The following is an 18,087-nucleotide window of genomic DNA, read 5'->3' on the forward strand; positions in this document are numbered from 1 at the left end:
CGTCTCGGCGTACTCCTCGTCGATCTTCTGCCGTTCGAGGTTGGTCAGCCTCTGCAGCCTCATCTCGAGGATCGCGTTCGCCTGCGCCTCGGACAGCCCGAAGCTGTCCATCAGCCCCTGTCGCGCGGCATCCACGTCGGCCGAGGCCCGGATGAGCGCGATCACGGCGTCCAGCCGATCGAGGGCGATCCGCAGCCCCTCCAGGATGTGGGCCCGCTTCTCGGCCTGCGCGAGGTCGAACCGGGTCCGCCTCTCGACGACCTGGACCCGGTGATCGACGAAGACCTCGAGCATCTCCTTGAGGTTCAGCACTCGGGGCCTGTTGTCGACCAGCGCGAGCATGTTCGCGCCGAAGGTCGTCTGCATCTGCGTGTGCTTGTAGAGCTGGTTCAGGACCACGCGGGGCTGCGAGTCCCTCTTGAGCTCGATCACGATCCGCAGGCCCTCGCGGTCCGACTCGTCCCGGATGTCGGAGATCCCGGCGACGCTTCCCTCCTTCACAAGAGCGGCGATTCTCTCCACGAGCGCCGCCTTGTTCACCATGTAAGGGATCTCCGTCACGAGGATCACGTCCTTGCCGTTCTTGAGGGTGTCGATCGTCGCGCGCGCCCTCACCATGATCAGCCCGTGCCCCAGCATGTATGTGTCCCGGATCCCCTGCCGCCCGCAGATGATTCCGCCCGTCGGGAAATCCGGCCCCTGGATGAAGCCCATCAGCTCCTCCACGGAGCAATCCGGGTGCGAAATCAGGTGCGACAGCGCCTCCACCGTTTCGCCGAGGTTGTGCGGCGGGATGTTCGTCGCCATGCCTACTGCGATTCCGCTCGAACCATTCACGAGGAGGTTGGGGAAGGAGCTCGGGAGCACCACGGGCTCCTGCCGCGTCTCGTCGTAGTTGGGCCGGAACGCCACGGTCTCCTTGTCGAGATCCTCGAGCATCCGCTCCGCCACGCGCGTCAGGCGGGCCTCCGTGTACCTCTCCGCGGCCGCGGCATCTCCATCGATCGATCCGAAGTTCCCCTGCCCGTCAACGAGCGGGTGCCGCATCGAGAACTCCTGCACCATTCGCACCATCGTGTCGTACACCGCCACGGTTCCGTGCGGATGGTAGTTGCCCGTCACGTCCCCGGCGATCTTGGCGCTCTTTCGATATGGCCGATCGTGGCTCAAGCTCAGGTCGTTCATCGCCACCAGGATCCTGCGGTGGACCGGCTTGAGCCCGTCGCGCGCGTCCGGCAAGGCGCGCGAGACGATGACGCTCATCGAGTAGTCGATGTACGAGGACCTCATCTCGTCCTCGATCATCACATGGACGAGCTTTTCTCCCTTTTCTTCCATACCTGGCTCGCTCTTCCTACCGTTCGGTGATGCGGCCGCCGCGCGCCCGCGGCCGGTCTGTCTAGATGTCGAGGTTCCTCACGAATAGCGCGTTCTCTTCGATGAACTTCCTGCGGGGTTCCACCTGATCGCCCATGAGAATGGAGAAGATCCTCTCCGCCTCCGCCGCGTCCTCGACCGACACCTTGAGCAGCGTGCGCGTCTTTGGGTTCATCGTGGTTTCCCAGAGCTGCTCGGGGTTCATCTCGCCGAGCCCCTTGTATCTTTGAAGCTGCACGCCGGTTCGCCCCATCTCCTCCAGGAGTCGATCCCGTTCCTCGTCGCTGTAGACATACCTCTCGACTTTCCCCTTCTTCGCCCGATAGAGGGGCGGCTGGGCGATATGGATGTATCCCCCCTCGACCACGGGCTTCATGTATCTGAAGAAGAAGGTCAGCAGGAGCGTTCGAATGTGGCTCCCGTCCACGTCCGCGTCGGTCATGATGATGATCCTGTGGTATCGGAGCTTGGCCAGGTCGAACTCTTCCTCCCCGAACCCGGTTCCGACGGCCGTGATGATGGCGCGAATCTCCTCGTTCGCCAGGGCCTTGTCGAGCCTCGCCTTCTCCACGTTCAGGATCTTCCCCTTGATCGGGAGGATCGCCTGGAATTTCCGGTCGCGCCCTTGCTTGGCGCTTCCCCCGGCGGAGTCCCCTTCCACGATGTACAGCTCGCTGACCTCCGGATCCTCCTCCGAGCAGTCGGCCAGCTTCCCCGGCAACCCCCCGCCGTCCATGATGCTCTTCCGTCGGGCCAGGTCCCGCGCCTTTCGGGCCGCATCGCGGGCGCTCGCCGACTGGACGCATTTCTCCAGGATCCTCTTCGCCTCCGCCGGATGCGCCTCGAGATACTCGCCAAGCTCTTCCCCGATGACGGACCCGACGATCCCCGCCACCTCCGTGTTCCCGAGCTTCGTCTTCGTCTGCCCCTCGAACTGCGGGCGTCTCAGCTTGATCGCGAGAACCGCGGTCAAGCCCTCGCGAACATCCTCGCCGCTCAGGATCACATTCTTCAGGATGCCGTTCTTCTGCCCGTAAGCATTGAGGCTTCTCGTGAGCGCCTGCTTCAGTCCAACGAGATGGGTTCCGCCCTCCACCGTGCTGATGTTGTTCGCATAGGTGAAGATCGTCTCCGCGAAGGAGTCCGTGTACTGAAGGGCCGCCTCGACCACGACCTCATCCCGCTCGCGCCTGAACTGCACCGCATCCCTGTGCAGGGGGGTCTTCGACTCGTTCAGGAAGCTCACGAACTCGCGCAGTCCCCCCTCGTAGTGGAAGACCTGCTCCCGGCCGTCGTTCTCGTCGACGAGCAGGAGTTTCACGTCGCAGTTGAGAAAGGCCAGTTCGCGGATCCGGTGCGCGACCGTTTCGTAGTGGAATACCGTCTCCTCGAAGATCTCCTTGTCCGGCTTGAACCGAACCTCCGTCCCCCGGTCCTCGGTCGTTCCGACGACCTCCAGGTCGGTCACCGGCTCCCCTCTCTCGTATCTCTGCCGGTAGATCTGTCCCTTCTGGTGAACCCGCACCTCCAGCCACTCCGAGAGCGCGTTCACCACCGACACCCCGACCCCGTGAAGCCCGCCCGAGACCTTGTAGCTCGAGCCGTCGAACTTCCCGCCGGCGTGCAGCATGGTCATCACGACCTCTACTCCGGGCCGTTTCTGCTCAGGATGGATGTCGATCGGTATGCCCCGTCCGTTGTCAAAGACGGAGCAGCTTCCGTCCTTGTGAAGGACCACTCGGACCGCGTCGCAGAATCCCGCCAGCGCCTCGTCTATGGCGTTGTCCACGACCTCGTAGATCAGGTGGTGCAGCCCCCGCGGCCCAGTCGATCCGATATACATCGCGGGCGTTTGCCTGACGCCCTCGAGCCCCTTCAGAACCCGGATTTTGCTGGCGTCATATGTCGTTGCGCTGTCTGGAATCATCGATCCTCTCGCCCCTCGTCCGGCCGGTTCACGATCCGGATCGACCGGATCCGTGATCCCGGATACATCTCCTTGATTCTCTTGAGGACCCATGGCCTCAGGTACATCAGCTGGCTCGCGTGCGCGCTGCTCGAAGCGCCTATCACGAGCGTCTCTTTCTCGACGCGCAACGGCCGCGCCTCGCGGGCCAGCGTCGCGCCCACGATCTCTTCCCACGCGCCGAAAAGCCGGCGATCCTCGATCTTCTGGAGAAGGCCCCGTTCCTCAAGGAATGTCGAAAGCGCTTCGCCAATGGGGCTCGGTCCGCCGCCACGGCGCCTTCTGCCGGAGAGTCCCGATCCCTTTGCCTCCGCCCCCATCTTCGCCTAGCGCGCCTCACTCCCCTCGCGCTCCTTGCTCGCCGAGCCTGCCTCGTCGTCCGGCAGTCGCAGCGGCATCACCAGACAGAGGAGCCTCCCGGCCTCTCCCCCGGCCGGCCGGAACAGTCCCGCCTGCATCGACGTCTTGAAAGCCATCTCGACTTCCTCCGACTCGACGGTGCGGAGCATGTCGATCAAGTAGGAGGCGTTGTAGCTGATGCGCATCGCCTCTCCGCCGTACTGCGCGGCGATCTCTTCCTCGGCCTCGCCGACATCCTGCGTCTGGACGCTTATGCGCAGCTTCCCGGGCTCCAGTCCCAGCGTCACCCGCTTCGTGAACGCGTCGCTGAAGATCCCGACCCTGCGCACGGCCGCCCGGAACTCCTCGCAGCGAACAACCGCCACGCGGTCGTTCCCCGTCGGAATGACGCGCTCATAGCTCGGATACTCGCCTCCGAGCAACCTGCCCACGAGCTGACTCGGCCCCACATCGAATCTCGCGTACTTCGAATCGGCCACGATGCGGACCACGTCCTCGGCCTCCGGGATCAGCCTCTGAAGAGTCCCGAGCGTGCGCGGGGGAATCAGGATCTTCCAGTCCTGGTGCGTCGCCACCGGAAAACCCGCTCGCGCCAGCCTGTGACCATCGGTTCCCACGAACCGGATCTCCTGCGGCGTCGCCTCGAGAAGAACTCCGCTCAACTCGATTCGCGACTCATCGGTCGCCACGGCATATGCGGTGCTCCGAACGAGCCGCTCGAGCTCGGCCGCTGGGATCTCGACATGCTGCTTGTCTGCTATCTCGGGCAAGACAGGAAAGTCTTCCACGCTGCGCGTCACCAAGCGGAACTTGCCTTGTCCACAGGCGACTTCGAGGGCGCTCCCCTTCAACGTCGCCCGAATCGTGCTCGGGGGCAGCTCCTTCACAATCTCCAGGAACCTCTTTCCTTGTACGGCGACGACGCCGGCCTGCTCGACTGTCGCCCTCATTTCCGTTCGTAGGTATTGGTCCCCGTCCGTTCCTTCGATCCGTACCTGTCCATCCTCAGTAGCTCGAATCAGGATTGATGAGAGCGCTGTCTGGAGGACGCTCCTCGACGGCACGACGGACCCGACAAGCTGCAGGGTTCTTAGAAGCTCGCTCTGGACCACCGAGAAATCCATCTTTCCCCCCGAAGATTGAGGTCAGAGTTCTGGAGGACGATCGTCACGCCTCGCCCGCTGGCGGAAGCCTTCGAACATCAAGCCGGAAGAAGTTCAGAACCGATTGAAGGAGGCCTATCGCCGCCTTCCAAGCCAGTTCTGGCTCTCCATTTGAAATCCCCTATCTTGTGATCTGGTAAGATAGTCCGTCCACGCAACTAGACCATCGTACGAGCTTCATCTAGCAAAGGCAAGGCCGCCATCCGCCCGGCTCCCGTGAGGTCTTCTCTTCTATTCATGTCTATCTCAATTCAGTAGTAGTCATAGGGGTGTTGATAGGAATGACAACGGCCGGAGAGACTACGTAACATAAATAGCGACAATAGGTTAAAAGGACGTTCCACCGTGGGGAGATGTTGTGGGGTCGCCGTTGAGAGAGCGCGTTTTCTCGACATCATTCCTTCGTCCACAAGCAGACCGATGTGGAATTGTGGACACCCTTGGAGACCGAATCCCGACTTCTCGCCGCGGGCCGTAACGCGCAATGCTCTAACTTATTATAGACTACCAAGTTACTTCCGCTGTCCGATGCCTCCGGCCGCCAATTCCTCCTCGATTCGAGTCAAAGTCGCTCTCAAGGACTCGCTGCGCTTCAGTTCCTCCCCCACACGATTCAGGGCATGAATCACCGTGCTGTGATCACGATTGCCGAACCTCTTTCCGATCTCCACGAGCGTGAGGCCGGTGAGCTGTTTCGTGGTGTACATCGCCACCTGCCGAGCAAGGGCCACCTGGCTCGTTCTCCTCTTGCCGCGGAGAGACTCCACAGTCACATCGAAGCACTTCGAGACGACACGCTGGATGGTCGTGACGTCCGGCGCAGCGCCCGGGAGATTCTTCATGTAGTCGCGGAGGGCGTCCCGAGCGAGCTCCTCGGTGATCGCGCTTCCCGTCAGCGACGCGAGCGCGGAAAGCCGAATGAGGGCCCCTTCGAGCTCTCTGATATTGGCGCGGATCTGTTCCGCCAGGAGGAAGATCACTCGATCGGGGATGGAGAGCCCATCGCGGGCGGATCTCTGGCGGAGGATGGCGACCCGCGTCTCGAGGTCGGGCGGATGGATGTCCGCGACCAGGCCGCATTGGAATCTGGAAGTCAGTCTCTCTTCTAGGGTTACAAGGTCGGATGGCGGCCGATCGCAGCTCACGACGACCTGTTTGCTCGCGTCGTAGAGGCTATTGAAGGTGTGGAAGAACTCCTCTTCGGTCCTCCCCCGGCCAGAGAGGAACTGGATGTCGTCGATGAGCAGCAGATCGAGGCTCCGATAGTGGTCGCGGAACTCCATTGTCGTTCCGGCCCTGATCGCCTCGATCATCTCGTTCATGAAGGTCTCCGACCCGACATAGTGGACCTTGGCGGATGGCGAGCCCGTCGCGATCGCGAGGCCGACGGCGTGCATCAGGTGCGTCTTGCCAAGACCAACGCCGCCATAGATGAAGAGCGGGTTGTAGACATGGCCAGGGTCCTTGGCTACAGCCTGGCAAGCGGCATGCGCGAGTTCATTGCTCCGGCCCACGACGAAATTGTCGAAGCTGAATCTGGGATTGAGGTTGGAGTTTGCCGGCGCCGCCCGGGCCGGAGTGGCGAACGGGGACTGCACGGCCGCCTGTCTTCCTAATCCCTTACGGAAGAGCTCCTTATAGTCTTCCTTGACGGCGAAGTCGACCGCCGGCTCCCAGCCAAGCGATTCGCGTATCGCTTGCCGGAGGAGGGGCAGGTTGTGCTCTTCGAACCAGTCGACGAAGAAGGGGTTGGGCACCTCGAGGACCACGCGGTCTTCCTCGAACTCCCGCGGCACGATCGGTCTAAACCACGTTGTGAAGCGCTGTTCGGTCATTCGCCTCCGAAGAGACGACAGGACGGACTCCCACTGCTCTGCCGAGCGGTTCCCCCCCAACGGCACCTCCACACGAGCGGCTGCCGCGCGCTCGGTTTCCACACACTTATCAACAGTCTACTCACCCCTTGTCCACGATGGGTCCCTCGCCGCCGACCAAGAACGCGAGGTCAACCCACAGCCTGGGGCGGTTCAACCCCCACGACAGATCATGTGTGGATCTCTTTTGTTGTCGAACACTTACAGGCACGCCCCGGCCTGTTGCTCTCATGCTTTTCCACACTATCAACACCCCCTCGGGGACGCGATCTCCGGGCAGGCCGGGGACGGGGGCCGCCTCCCCGGCCGCTTTCCCGGCGGACTTATAAACAAAAATCCAACCGGTGGAGCGGCCGGATCCTAACATCGAGGGGAAGAAGGAGAGAAACGTCTTTTTTGGAGAAGGGAGAGGGGGCGGCAACACTAAGCCGACAAAGGAGTTAGGGGGTCAGGTGGAGGGCGGGATCGAGGGGCCCGCAAGGCGCGAAGATAGGGGATAGGGATGCGGATGGCGGGAGGGGCCAGGCGCAATGGGTTACGGGTGGGGCTTGACAGCAGAGGGAGTGGGTGGATAGCATGAACGACTGTCCTTGCAGAGCGAAAGCGCCTGCTGAGAGGATGGGGAGGTGTTGATTGAAGCGAACATACCAGCCTCACAACCGGAGGCGCCGGCGGACGCACGGATTCCGGAGGCGCATGAAGACCGCCGACGGACGGAAGGTCCTCAGCAGGAGGCGCGCAAAGGGTCGCAAGCGCCTGACCGTCTGAATCCACGCAGTCGCCCACCACGGCTACGAACAGCCAGAGATTTCGAGCTAATGTACAAGACGGGAACCGCGGTCCGCGGTTCCCTCATCGTGTTGATCCTGCGGGGGACGGAGCTCGACGCCGTCCGGTGCGCAGTCGTCGCCAGCCGGAGAGTCGGCAACGCGGTGAAGCGAAATCGCTGCAAGCGGCTTCTTCGGGAGGGCTGCAGAGCGCTGCGCGCGGGCGAGGGAGTCCGCGGCGTCGATCTGTTGTTGATCGCGCGGGCCGCGTGCGCAGGGGCGCACGTGAACGAAGTGCGCGCCGAGGCCGCCGATTTGTACAAAAAGGCTGCCGCGGCCATGGTAAACGGCCGCCAGCAGACAGAGAGAGCCGAGGAATGAGCCGGCTCGTCTTGTCGCTTCTCTTGGTTTACAGGCGCGTCATCAGTCCCCACCTCCCCGCGGGCTGCCGCTTCTATCCGACCTGCTCCGCCTACGCGGAGGAGGCCGTGCGGCGGCACGGGGTAGCCAGGGGAGCCCTCCTGGCGCTCCGGAGACTAACGAGATGCCGCCCGTTCGGCCCACACGGGATTGATCCTGTGCCGTGAAGCGCCAAGCAATGAATCAGAGCGCCGAGAAGACTGCCGCAGGGAAGGTATAGGGGGAACGAATGGATCGACGGATGCTCCTGGCCATGGCCCTGGCCATACTCGTGTTGGCGGCGAACTCCCTCATCTTCGGAAAGCGCGGCCCCCGTCCCGGCGCTCCACGGGAGGGCCGGGATACGAGCGCGGTGAGGACTTCGCCGGCGCCCCCGATCCAACCGCAGCGGCCACCGGCTGTGGCGACCCCGGCCGGCCTGTCCAGCGGGGGCTCGCAGCTGGGCAATCCGGGAGCCATGGCCGACACGACGGGGATCGTTGTCGTGGAGACCGATGTGCTCCGCGCGGAGTTCGATCCGGTTGGGGGCGCGATCCGGTCGTGGCGACTCAAGAGGTACACCGACGCGAGAGAGGAACCGGCCGATCTCGTGAGGACGCGGTCGACCGGCGCTCTCTGGTTCGCCATCCGCGATGGCGAGAGGATCATCCGGACCGACTCCACACGCTTCTCGACAGAGGTGGCATACGGGCCCACGGAGACCGTGGTCACCTTCAGCGCTCAGGAGCCCGGAGGGATCGGGCTTGTCAGGACATTCAGGCTCGAGCCGGGGCGCTATGACGCCCGCATGGACATTCGCGTGAGCGGCGCCGGCGAGAGGGCGGAGGGTGGCGAATGGGAGATCGGATGGGTCGATGGTCTCCCGGCGGTGGAGCGAGATCCTCGCGGAGATCACCTCGCCTCCTCAGCAGTCGCGCTCTTCGGCAAGGAGTTCATGAAGAAGGGGGCATCGGGCGGGATGTTCGGCTGCGCCGGCGGGGGGCAGGGCAGTCGGACCGAAGTCCACGAAGGGACGCTGCGCTGGGCGGGCGTGCGGAACAAGTACTTCCTTGGAGCCCTTCTCCTTGATCAGCCGCGGGACAGGCGAGTGGTTACGAGCCACAACGGAGCCGCGCATTCGGCGGGCGCGCTGATATCGGAGCCGCTTTCGATGTCCGGGGTCACGGAGACATCGTACAAGCTCTATCTCGGGCCGATTCATTACACGAGTCTCTCGTCGTACGGCCTCGACCTGGAGCGAGTGCAGGACCTGGGCCCCGGGGTCCTGAGACCGTTCTCCAAGCTGCTCATGAAGTTCTTCGTGGTCTTGAACTCGGTGATATCGAACTATGGCTTCGTTATCCTGATCCTCTCCGTCCTCATCCGAGTGATCTTCTATCCCCTTACGAAGAAGAGCATGAACTCCATGAAGAGGATGCAAGCGCTGAAGCCGGAGATGGATCGGATAAGCCAAAAATACAAGAATGACCCGGAAAAGAAGAACCGCGAGGTGATGGAGCTCTACCGGAAGAACAAGATCAATCCGCTCGGGGGGTGCCTCCCGGTCCTGGTTCAGCTTCCCGTTCTTTCGGGGCTCTACTACGTTCTCGCGAATGCGGTTCAGTTGAGGAAGGAGCCCTTTCTCCTTTGGATGCGGGATCTGTCTGCTCCGGACACGGTCGCGCACGTCGCGGGATTCCCCCTGAATGTGCTGCCGCTCATCATGGCCGGGACGATGGTGTGGCAGCAGAAGATCACGCCCAGCGATCCTCGCCAGGCCAGCCTCGGCTACATCATGCCGATCTTCATGACCTTCCTGTTCTACTCGACGCCCTCGGGACTCGTGTTCTACTGGACGGTGAGCAACCTCCTGACGGTTCTGCAGCAAATCTGGATGAATCGGTCGTCCGCCGGCGCCGCCGCCATGGGGGCGGGCGACATGGGGCTCCCCGGCGGAGGGGGAACCGGGCGCTGAGCACGGAGGGGGCGCTGGCAAGAGAGCGGGCAGGAGCGGCCTGATGCGGCGCAGGAGGCGCGACCCCCGTCCCGACGGGGAGTGGAGGAGCCAGATCGAGCAGCTCGCCAGGCAGGCCCAGCCCCATGGCCTTGAGATCAAACCCGAGGCAGTCGAGCGCCTGACAACCTACTGTTGCAGAATAGAACTGTCGAATATTCACCACAATCTGGTTTCGCGCGCCGATTTGGAGAATATTGTGCAAAAGCACGTGGCGGCCTCCCTCACGCCACTCCTGGTCGCCGATACTGGAAGTGGACGGAAGTGGGTGGATGTTGGATCTGGGGCTGGATTTCCGGGGCTGGTGCTGGCTCTTGTGGACCCGGAGCGCGAAGTCACGCTCATCGAAGGGTCCCACAAGCGATGTGTGTTTCTCGACGGGATCGCCCGGGATCTCGGGCTGAGGGGCGTGCGGGTCATCGCGGCCCGCGTGGAGACAGTCCTGGAACGGCAGCAGCTCCTCGGAGCGTTCGACCTCCTGATGGCGCGCGCCGTCGCGGATCTGACTCATACGCTGAGCGCCTTCGGGGCATTGGTTCGTCCGGGCGGGCAAATTCTCACCTACAAAGGCCCTCTCTGGAGCGAAGAGGTTGGCAGGGCTCGGAGCATGGGGCTCCTTGACAACGAGGCGTATCGACTGGAGCAGGTCCTCCAGATCCCGTGGACCCAGGGCCGGATCCTCCTCATCAGGAAGCAGGCCGCGCCAGCGGCATAGCGCGCGAGTGTTTCACGTGAAACATCGGGCGCCGGAATAGCTCCAGCGCGATCGATGTTTCACGTGAAACATCGTTGACCCCGAGATCGGCGGCTGTTACCTTGCGCGCAGGTTTCCCCGTGCTCGCGCAATCCGCACCTCCACAGACGCCGAAGTCGAGGATTCATGGCCAGAACCATCGCGATAGCGAACCAAAAGGGCGGAGTTGGGAAGACGACGACCGCGATCAATGTCTCAGCCGCGCTGGCAGGGCTCGGCCAGAAGATCCTGCTCATCGATGCCGACCCTCAAGGGAACGCGAGTTCCGGACTCGGCGTCCTGGCCGGGCCCGACGAGTTGACGACGTATGAGGTGCTTCTTGGGGAATCCGGGGCGGCGGAGGCGATCCGGAGTACGGGAATCGAAGGATTGGACCTTCTCCCGAGCGATGCGCGTCTAGCGGGAGCGGAGGTCGAGCTTGTTCCCCTGCCCGACAGAGAACGGGTCCTCAGGAAGGCTCTCGATCCCGAGGGAGAACGCTACGATTTCATCTTCATGGACTGCCCCCCCTCCCTGGGTTTTTTGACACTCAACGCGCTCACTGCCGCCCGGTCGGTGCTGGTCCCAATCCAGTGCGAGTACTACGCCCTGGAAGGCCTCGGAAGGCTTCTCGAGACGGTCGAGAGGATCAAGGCCTCGCTGAATCCCGACCTGGAGCTGGAGGGGATCCTGCTGACGATGTACGACAACCGTCTCAATCTCTCGACCCAGGTCGCCGCGGAAGCGCGCCACTATTTCGGGTCAAGAGTCTACCGGACGATGATCCCGCGCAATGTCAGGCTTGGCGAGGCTCCCAGCTTCGGCAAGCCGATCACGCAGTACGATCGGCATTGCATAGGCGCGGAAAGCTATGTGGCTCTTGCAAAGGAGATCTTGGGAAATGACCAGGAAAGCGCTGGGGAGGGGCCTGGAAGCTCTCATTCCTCCACGCCCGAGCGAGGGAACAAGGAGCGATCGATCGAGCGAGCAGGCGACGCTCCCGGTTGACAGCATCAGGCCGAATCCGTGGCAACCGAGAAAATCGCCAGATCCAACGAAAATGGACGACCTGGTCCGGTCGATCAAGACGAGAGGAATTCTGGAGCCTGTCCTTGTCAGACGAGTGGCCGGGCGGTTCGAGCTCGTTGCCGGTGAAAGAAGGCTGCAGGCCGCGCAGCGGCTCGGGATGAAGGAGGTTCCGGTCATCATCGTCGAGCTGGACGACAAGGAGAGCCTGGAGGTTGCGCTGGTCGAGAACGTCCAGCGGGAGGACCTGAACCCGGTCGACGAAGCGCAGGCCTATCTCATCCTCAACGATGAGTTCGGGTACACGCATGACCAGATCGCCGAGCGGGTCGGGAAGGACCGGAGCACGGTATCGAATCTCCTGCGCCTGCTGAAGCTGCCCGAAGAAGTGCGGGGGGCGATCGTGGCCGGGACGCTGACGAGCGGCCACGCGCGCGCGCTGCTCTCTCTTCCCAGGCCGAAGGACCAGATTCGCTGGGCCCGGAGAATGATCCAGCGAGCCTGGTCGGTCCGAGAGGCAGAGGCCAGGATCGCGGAGGCGACTCGGCCGGCAGGCATGATCGAGAGGAAGAGACGTCCTGTCCCGCTACGGGACCCGCATCTGAGCCGAGTAGAAGAAGCGATCCGCCGGCGCGTTGGCAGCGATGTCCACCTTGCCGTCAACAGGAAGGGAGGCGGAACGCTGGAGCTTCGCTTCGCGGATCAGCAGGACCTGGAGCGGATTCTCGATCTGCTCGGCGTACAAGTGCACTGATGCACCGATCACGGCTGCTGACCAGCGTCGTCACGTGGCTTCAGAAGCACGCGGCCGCCGATCGCAACAGCGTGACGATCACGATCACCCCCGCGCAGGCGGAGAGGGCCTTTCAGGTCGAGCTTCCAAGATGGAGTCTTCGTCTGCTCGCGGCGATTCTGATCTCCGCGTTCGCGCTCATTCTCGCGGGCGGCGTTCTCTACGGAAAGCTGATTCGCGATGCGATTGTCCTGAGGGAGATCCGTCAAGAGAACCAGGTGCTTCGGGCGGGCGCGGCAAAGCTCCTCGACCTGGAGCAAGAGGTCAAGCACCTCGAGCGTGTGAGGAGACAGCTCTATGCGATCGCCGGCGTGCCCGATAGCGGCACAGCCGTGATCGGTGTCTCGGAGGCGCCCGATCCACACGCGATCGTGGCAGAAGCCGAGCCGGGCGACTGGTCTCACGGCCCCGACGGCGAAGGGGAAGGGCCGATTCTCAACGCGCCGCACATCGGTCCCGTGAGCAGGGGGTACGCCACGGCCGGGGGCAAAAGGCCGGAGCATCTGGGCGTCGACATTGCGGGGAGGGAGGGCGCGCCCGTGTCGGCCGCCGGGAGCGGCGAAGTCGTCTTCGCGGGATGGGACACGGCCTACGGGAACATGCTCGTGGTGCGGCATCGCGACGGATGGGAGACGAGGTACGGACACAATCAATCGCTGCTCGTCAGCCATGGCGACTCGGTCAAGGTGGGGCAGACGATCGCCCTCTTGGGGAGCACAGGGCAGAGTTCTGCCCCGCATCTCCACTTCGAAGTGCTGAGGAGGGGGGCGCCGGTCGACCCCGGCGCCTTCTTCCCTTTGTATGGCGGGAGGCCATAGCGCCGAATCGCGTTGTCACTTGGGGGCGGTGGGGGGTAGCCTGAGAGGCGCTCCATGCTGGCCGGGAGCAAGAGGGAGGAGGCATGTTCGGCAAAGCCGCAGAGACCGGGGTCGCGCGTTCTCAGTCACTGATCCAGGAAGGGGTGACCGTAAGAGGCGACATGAAGGCGGATGGCGACGTGCGCCTCGACGGCGCGCTCGAGGGCACCCTCTTCTCGAAATCCCGCGTGACCATCGGCGCCACCGGAAAGATCCGGGCGGACATCGAGGCGGCCGAGATCCTCGTCATGGGGGAGATCCATGGGAAGATCACCGGCCACAAGCGGATCGAGCTGCGAAAGGGAGCCCGCCTCGTCGGCGACATCTCCACTCAGTCGCTCGTGATCGAGGAGGGGGTCTTCTTCCAGGGGCTGTGCCAGATGACCGAGGCCACGGCCGGCGCGACGGCCGGCCCGCCAGGCGCAACACAGACCAGGGACGTGAAGCCGGCGCCCGCCGGCGGATCGCGCGACCAGATCAGGAGCATCTACTCGCAGAGCGGTTCGAGCCACTCGAACTGAAGCGCGACCCTGGGCGGGATGGCCGCCCCGCCACTCGCGCCGGCGCAGGCCCGCTCGCGGCGACAGGAGAGCCTCGGGACGCGCCCGGGGCAGACCGACCTGGCCACGAGGGGAGGCTTTCCACAATTTCGGACGGCGCAGGGGCACCAACCCCCTCCAGGCCGCCACCTAATGGCCTAACGATATCGAGACATGGAAGATAGGCGCCAGAGCCGCCCCCGCCCGGCCATGTTGACTTCGTGTGGAAAAGGCGTTCTCCCCAAGGGGGAGCGGCCCCGAGGGCCTCACGTGAGGCACGAGCGATTGACGGATGGAACGCCGGAATCCTATAGTCCAGACATAGATCTGCCGGTTCAGAGCACCGGTCCAGGAAGTCCGCGTCCACTGGGTTGGGTTGGCGCTGGAGGGGAAGGGATGCAACGCACATATCGCAGAGTGGCGGGGTGCCTCCTGTGCTTGGGGCTCCTTCTTTATGGGGGCTGCTCTGAGGACGATGTTACCGGGAACCAAGACAAGGAAGGGCCGGCGGTCCAATTCGTCCTCCCGATCTCGCCACCCGAGGCGCCGGTCGAGTACTCCGAACACGTCGACATCTATGTGACGGCGACCGACAACACCGCCGTCTCCAGGGTGGAGTTCTGGGGCGCCCGCGAGACCGTGCAGAACCCCGACCAGATCGCGACGCTGACAGCGCCGCTCTCTCCCGTCCCGGATTCGATCGAGGCTCCGCCTGGAATGGCGGTCTATGGGACTCGGTACAGCATCCGCGCGATCCGCAACGGGAGCCGTGTGCGTCTCTTCGCGCGCGCCTTCGATGCCGCAGGCAACTCGACCCGATCCGACCAGATGGTGATCAAGGTCTTGAACCTCGGCGGAAACCTCTATCCCCCCGCGGCCGAATTCTTCGTGAAACCGCCGCGAGGGACCGTCGACAGTCTTTTCACATTCGATGCGTCGGTCACGCGCGACAGCGTGGACACGCCCAGTGAAATCGCGGTCAGATGGGACTTCGACGGCGATGGCGTCTGGGACAGGGATTGGGGAGAGGGGTTGACCGCCGCGGTGCGAGTCGACTTCAAGTACAATCGCCCGAGAGTCTACCGCCCTGTTCTTGAGGCCAAGAACTCCTACCTCCCCGACTCGACAGCGCGAGCGACGCAGGAGCTCGAGGTCACGCCGGCCGGCGGCGTGAATCCCGTGCCTCCCGAGCCGGAGAACATGATCCTGATTCCCGCGGGAGTCTACAGGGTCGGAAGCCCCGATCTGTCCAACCCGCAGAGCGACGAGCTTCCGCAGCACAGGGTGCGCTTGACGGCGGAGTATTACATAGAGAAGACCGAGGTGACCAATCGGCTCTATCTACGCTACCTGAAGAGCGTCATGTCGGGAGATGCTCCGCGGGTCCGCCGGGAAGGTCCATTCCTGCGGTACTATCCGACCACCGGAGAGCCGCTTCTGCTGCTCGACTTCAACAGCTCCGCCCTGTTCTTCGATCCGGACGGCGACAGCGTCGCTGTTCCGGCGGCATCGCGGGCGCTGCCGGTGGTGGGCGTGACCTGGCAAGGCGCCAGGCTCTACTGCGAGCACTTCGGGCTCCGCCTCCCCACGGAGCACGAGTGGGAGGTCGCGGCGAAGGGCGACTCGCTGAGGTTCTCCTACCCCTGGGGGACGACGATCAGGCCGGATCAGGCCAACTACCTGGATAGCCGGATCGGTAGGCCGTTGCCCGTGGGATCGTATCCGGCCTGGACCGGCCAGTTCGGACTCCTCGATGTCTGCGGGAACGCCCAGGAGTGGACGAAGGACTGGTACGCGCCTTACCCCGAAAGGGACGAACTCCTCAATCCGGAGGGTCCCATCTCGGGCAGCAGGAGGGTCCTGCGGGGAGGGAGCTACATTCTCAGCGCCACGGGCGTGCGGGTCACCTCGAGAGAGGCGGGGAACCCCGACCAGCCGTCCGATGTCGTGGGCTTCCGGACGGCGTACACGAAACCGTAGCACCGGACTCAATCCCGCCCAGGGAGATCGAGTGAGCCGCCGCCGGCCGAGATGTCAGCGGCGGCTTCTGTTCAACGGCGGCGGCGACTCGCCGCCGGGAGCGCGAACAATGACGCCACGCGGCGCCGGCAAACGCAAAAGAGAGATCGCGACTCTCGCGATCCACGGATCCGCCGACCAGGCCGGATCCGATTCGATAGGCGTGCCCCTCACGCCGCCCATTGTGCAGGCCAGCACATTCGCATTCGAGACGCCGGAGGAGATGATCTCCGTCTTCGAGGGGAAGAAGCCCGGATATGTCTACTCCCGATACGGGAACCCGACACTCAGCATTGTGGAAGAGAAACTCGCGGCCCTGGAGGGCGGGAGCTACGGGCTCCTCTTCTCGTCCGGGCTCGCGGCGATTCACGCCGTTCTATGGCATGGGTTGAAGACCGGCGACCGGATCTTGACATCGCGCGATCTCTACGGCGGAACGATCGATCTCATGTCACGCCTGCTGCCGCGCCTAGGGGTCGAGTGGATTCGGGTGGATATCAACGACGAGGAGGAGTACCAGGCGGCGCTCAGTGAAGGGCCGGACCTGGTCTACTTCGAGACGCCGACGAATCCACTGCTGAGGATCGTGGACGGCGCGAGGGCTACCGCGCTGGCGCACGGGGTGGGCGCGCGCGTGGCGGTGGACAACACCTTCGCGACGCCGATCCTGCAGAACCCCATCGAGTGGGGGGCCGACTTCGTGCTGCACAGCGCGACGAAGTACCTCGGCGGGCATTCGGACCTCGTGCTGGGAGCCGTCGTCGGACGGGGGAACGACGAAAGCGGGCTCGAGAGGGTAAGAAGAGACCACGGGGCATCCGCCGACCCGTTCGCGGCGTGGCTTCTGAATCGCGGGCTGGCCACGCTCGCGGTCCGCGTGCGGGCCCAGGCGGCGACCGCGGAGTATCTCGTAGAACGCTTAGCCCGCCATCCCCGCGTGGAGCGCGCGCACTACCCGGGGTTGGACGGGGATCCGGGGCACGCGATCGCCGCACGCCAGATGCGCGGCTATGGCGGGATGTTCTCCCTCACGCTTCGCGATGGAAGGGAGGCGGCCGTGGCCTTGATGTCGGGACTCCGACTGATCCGCCTCGCGACGAGCCTCGGTGGAGTGGAGACGCTGGTTTCCCACCCCGCCACCTCGAGCCACCGGATGCTTCCGCCGCAAGAGCGCGAGGACCTCGGCATCCGCGAGGGGACGGTTCGTTTCTCCGTCGGGCTCGAGGATCGGGAGGATCTTCTGGCCGACATCGAGGAAGCGCTCGGCGAGGCCGGGGGAGAAGGACGCTGAGCGGGATGCACCACGCGGACCACGCGCCGATCGGGCGACTGCGCTGGGTGTTGTTCCTGACGGTCGGCTTCCTTCTTGTCGAGGTCATGGGGGGCGTGCTCTCGAACAGCCTCGCCCTCCTGTCGGATGCCGGACACATGCTCTCGGATGTCTCCGCGTTGACCCTTGCGCTGGTCGCTGCGGTGCAGATGCGCAGGCCCCCCGACGTCAAGCGCAGCTTCGGCTACAAGCGTCTCGAGGTGATCGCCGCGCTGGGGAACGCCATGCTCCTTTGCGGGGTGGCGGTGATCGTCGGCATCCGCGCCCATGGGCGTCTTCAGAATCCGCCGGAGATTCGATCGGGCCTGATGCTGGCCGTCGCGGCGGCAGGGCTTGCGATCAACATCGTGGGCCTCCTGCTCCTGCATGGCCCAAGCCGCCACAACATGGGGGTTCGCGGAGCCTTCCTTCACATTGTGGGAGACACGCTCGGAAGCCTCGGGGCGATCGCCGCGGGCCTAGTCATCCAGACGACCGGATGGACGCAGGCGGATGCGATCGCCAGCTTCCTGATAGCGGTTCTCATCTTGGCAAGCGGGGCGCATCTTGCGAGGGAGAGCCTTCATATCCTCATCGAGGGGGTGCCGCGGCACATCGACTTGCCCGAGGTCGAGAGATCGTTGAGATGCGTCGCCGGGGTCGCCGGTCTGCACGACCTCCACGTCTGGCGGATCGCCTCGGGTTTCGATACCTTGACCGTGCACATCGTGCTCGGCCGGGCGGAGGGCTGGCGCGAGCTGAAGGAGGAGATCCGCGCCATGCTTCGCGACCGATTCGGCATCGAGCATTGCACCATCGAGATGGAAGGAATCGACCACGAACGGGGACGCGAATGCGCAGGGCCGGTCTGCGAAAGGGAGGAGCGCTAGG

The 18,087-nt window shown here is 64.0% G+C and carries 17 protein-coding genes; 12 read left to right on the top strand and 5 right to left on the bottom strand.

What is annotated here, in order from left to right; genetic code table 11:
• From FJY88_03935 to dnaA, 5 genes are all read right to left on the bottom strand, one after another.
• A partial coding sequence (locus FJY88_03935) for a DNA topoisomerase 4 subunit A (GenBank protein ID MBM3286489.1) occupies positions 1–1,338 on the bottom strand: 1,338 nt, incomplete at its 3' end.
• Between the two features lie 61 nt (positions 1,339–1,399).
• The gene (gyrB, locus tag FJY88_03940) at positions 1,400–3,304 is read right to left on the bottom strand and encodes a DNA topoisomerase (ATP-hydrolyzing) subunit B (GenBank protein MBM3286490.1); all 1,905 of its coding nucleotides are present in this window, start codon (positions 3,302–3,304) and stop codon (positions 1,400–1,402) included.
• Positions 3,301–3,663 carry a DUF721 domain-containing protein gene (locus tag FJY88_03945; protein MBM3286491.1) on the bottom strand — a complete coding sequence of 121 codons (363 nt, stop codon included), beginning with the start codon at positions 3,661–3,663 and terminating at the stop codon, positions 3,301–3,303. Before FJY88_03945 ends, gyrB begins: the two co-directional genes overlap by 4 nt.
• 6 nt (positions 3,664–3,669) lie before the next feature.
• Positions 3,670–4,827 carry a DNA polymerase III subunit beta gene (gene dnaN, locus FJY88_03950; GenBank protein ID MBM3286492.1) on the bottom strand — a complete coding sequence of 386 codons (1,158 nt, stop codon included), beginning with the start codon at positions 4,825–4,827 and terminating at the stop codon, positions 3,670–3,672.
• A gap of 551 nt (positions 4,828–5,378) precedes the next feature.
• On the bottom strand, positions 5,379–6,701 hold the full coding sequence (gene dnaA, locus FJY88_03955) for a chromosomal replication initiator protein DnaA (GenBank protein MBM3286493.1): 1,323 nt from the start codon (positions 6,699–6,701) through the stop codon (positions 5,379–5,381).
• A 672-nt stretch (positions 6,702–7,373) separates the two neighbouring features.
• On the opposite strand from dnaA, the gene FJY88_03960 reads away from it, so the two are divergent.
• The 12 genes from FJY88_03960 to FJY88_04015 all read left to right on the top strand — a co-directional run bounded on the left by FJY88_03960 (position 7,374) and on the right by FJY88_04015 (position 18,086).
• Positions 7,374–7,508: a 50S ribosomal protein L34 gene (locus FJY88_03960; GenBank protein MBM3286494.1), complete on the top strand. Its 135-nt coding sequence runs from the start codon at positions 7,374–7,376 to the stop codon at positions 7,506–7,508.
• A gap of 50 nt (positions 7,509–7,558) precedes the next feature.
• Positions 7,559–7,888, top strand: a complete 330-nt coding sequence (rnpA, locus tag FJY88_03965; GenBank protein MBM3286495.1) for a ribonuclease P protein component — start codon at positions 7,559–7,561, stop codon at positions 7,886–7,888.
• Positions 7,885–8,094 (top strand): membrane protein insertion efficiency factor YidD, encoded by a 210-nt coding sequence (gene yidD, locus FJY88_03970; GenBank protein MBM3286496.1) that lies wholly within the window; start codon positions 7,885–7,887, stop codon positions 8,092–8,094. Before rnpA ends, yidD begins: the two co-directional genes overlap by 4 nt.
• A gap of 62 nt (positions 8,095–8,156) precedes the next feature.
• Positions 8,157–9,881: a membrane protein insertase YidC gene (gene yidC / locus FJY88_03975; GenBank protein ID MBM3286497.1), complete on the top strand. Its 1,725-nt coding sequence runs from the start codon at positions 8,157–8,159 to the stop codon at positions 9,879–9,881.
• A 43-nt stretch (positions 9,882–9,924) separates the two neighbouring features.
• The gene (rsmG, locus tag FJY88_03980; GenBank protein MBM3286498.1) at positions 9,925–10,635 is read left to right on the top strand and encodes a 16S rRNA (guanine(527)-N(7))-methyltransferase RsmG; all 711 of its coding nucleotides are present in this window, start codon (positions 9,925–9,927) and stop codon (positions 10,633–10,635) included.
• Positions 10,636–10,800: 165 nt separating this feature from the next.
• On the top strand, positions 10,801–11,661 hold the full coding sequence (locus FJY88_03985) for a ParA family protein (protein ID MBM3286499.1): 861 nt from the start codon (positions 10,801–10,803) through the stop codon (positions 11,659–11,661).
• A complete protein-coding gene (locus FJY88_03990; GenBank protein MBM3286500.1) occupies positions 11,555–12,433 on the top strand; it encodes a ParB/RepB/Spo0J family partition protein in 879 nt (292 codons plus the stop codon). Before FJY88_03985 ends, FJY88_03990 begins: the two co-directional genes overlap by 107 nt.
• Positions 12,433–13,290: a hypothetical protein gene (locus tag FJY88_03995; protein ID MBM3286501.1), complete on the top strand. Its 858-nt coding sequence runs from the start codon at positions 12,433–12,435 to the stop codon at positions 13,288–13,290. Before FJY88_03990 ends, FJY88_03995 begins: the two co-directional genes overlap by 1 nt.
• An 83-nt stretch (positions 13,291–13,373) precedes the next feature.
• Positions 13,374–13,850, top strand: coding sequence for a polymer-forming cytoskeletal protein (locus tag FJY88_04000; protein ID MBM3286502.1), 477 nt, complete (start codon positions 13,374–13,376; stop codon positions 13,848–13,850).
• A 192-nt stretch (positions 13,851–14,042) separates the two neighbouring features.
• Positions 14,043–15,848 (top strand): formylglycine-generating enzyme family protein, encoded by a 1,806-nt coding sequence (locus FJY88_04005; GenBank protein ID MBM3286503.1) that lies wholly within the window; start codon positions 14,043–14,045, stop codon positions 15,846–15,848.
• On the top strand, positions 15,811–17,178 hold the full coding sequence (locus FJY88_04010) for an aminotransferase class I/II-fold pyridoxal phosphate-dependent enzyme (GenBank protein ID MBM3286504.1): 1,368 nt from the start codon (positions 15,811–15,813) through the stop codon (positions 17,176–17,178). The genes FJY88_04005 and FJY88_04010 overlap by 38 nt, the downstream gene beginning before the upstream one ends.
• 5 nt (positions 17,179–17,183) lie before the next feature.
• The gene (locus tag FJY88_04015; protein ID MBM3286505.1) at positions 17,184–18,086 is read left to right on the top strand and encodes a cation transporter; all 903 of its coding nucleotides are present in this window, start codon (positions 17,184–17,186) and stop codon (positions 18,084–18,086) included.
• Position 18,087: the final 1 nt, after the last annotated feature.

This window comes from Candidatus Eisenbacteria bacterium, assembly GCA_016867495.1.
In the GTDB taxonomy this organism is placed as follows: Bacteria; Eisenbacteria; RBG-16-71-46; order CAIMUX01; family VGJL01; genus VGJL01.

Excerpts from the sequence above, each read along its gene's own strand:
- rsmG (MBM3286498.1), top strand. The coding sequence starts at position 9,925 with ATGCGGCGCAGGAGGCGCGACCCCCGTCCCGACGGGGAGTGGAGGAGC.
- yidC (MBM3286497.1), top strand. The coding sequence starts at position 8,157 with ATGGATCGACGGATGCTCCTGGCCATGGCCCTGGCCATACTCGTGTTG.
- FJY88_04015 (MBM3286505.1), top strand. The coding sequence starts at position 17,184 with ATGCACCACGCGGACCACGCGCCGATCGGGCGACTGCGCTGGGTGTTG.
- dnaA (MBM3286493.1), bottom strand. The coding sequence starts at position 6,701 with ATGACCGAACAGCGCTTCACAACGTGGTTTAGACCGATCGTGCCGCGG.
- FJY88_03945 (MBM3286491.1), bottom strand. The coding sequence starts at position 3,663 with ATGGGGGCGGAGGCAAAGGGATCGGGACTCTCCGGCAGAAGGCGCCGT.
- FJY88_04000 (MBM3286502.1), top strand. The coding sequence starts at position 13,374 with ATGTTCGGCAAAGCCGCAGAGACCGGGGTCGCGCGTTCTCAGTCACTG.
- FJY88_03990 (MBM3286500.1), top strand. The coding sequence starts at position 11,555 with ATGACCAGGAAAGCGCTGGGGAGGGGCCTGGAAGCTCTCATTCCTCCA.
- FJY88_04005 (MBM3286503.1), top strand. The coding sequence starts at position 14,043 with ATGGAAGATAGGCGCCAGAGCCGCCCCCGCCCGGCCATGTTGACTTCG.
- dnaN (MBM3286492.1), bottom strand. The coding sequence starts at position 4,827 with ATGGATTTCTCGGTGGTCCAGAGCGAGCTTCTAAGAACCCTGCAGCTT.
- FJY88_04010 (MBM3286504.1), top strand. The coding sequence starts at position 15,811 with ATGTCGTGGGCTTCCGGACGGCGTACACGAAACCGTAGCACCGGACTC.
- rnpA (MBM3286495.1), top strand. The coding sequence starts at position 7,559 with ATGTACAAGACGGGAACCGCGGTCCGCGGTTCCCTCATCGTGTTGATC.
- gyrB (MBM3286490.1), bottom strand. The coding sequence starts at position 3,304 with ATGATTCCAGACAGCGCAACGACATATGACGCCAGCAAAATCCGGGTT.
- FJY88_03985 (MBM3286499.1), top strand. The coding sequence starts at position 10,801 with ATGGCCAGAACCATCGCGATAGCGAACCAAAAGGGCGGAGTTGGGAAG.
- FJY88_03995 (MBM3286501.1), top strand. The coding sequence starts at position 12,433 with ATGCACCGATCACGGCTGCTGACCAGCGTCGTCACGTGGCTTCAGAAG.
- yidD (MBM3286496.1), top strand. The coding sequence starts at position 7,885 with ATGAGCCGGCTCGTCTTGTCGCTTCTCTTGGTTTACAGGCGCGTCATC.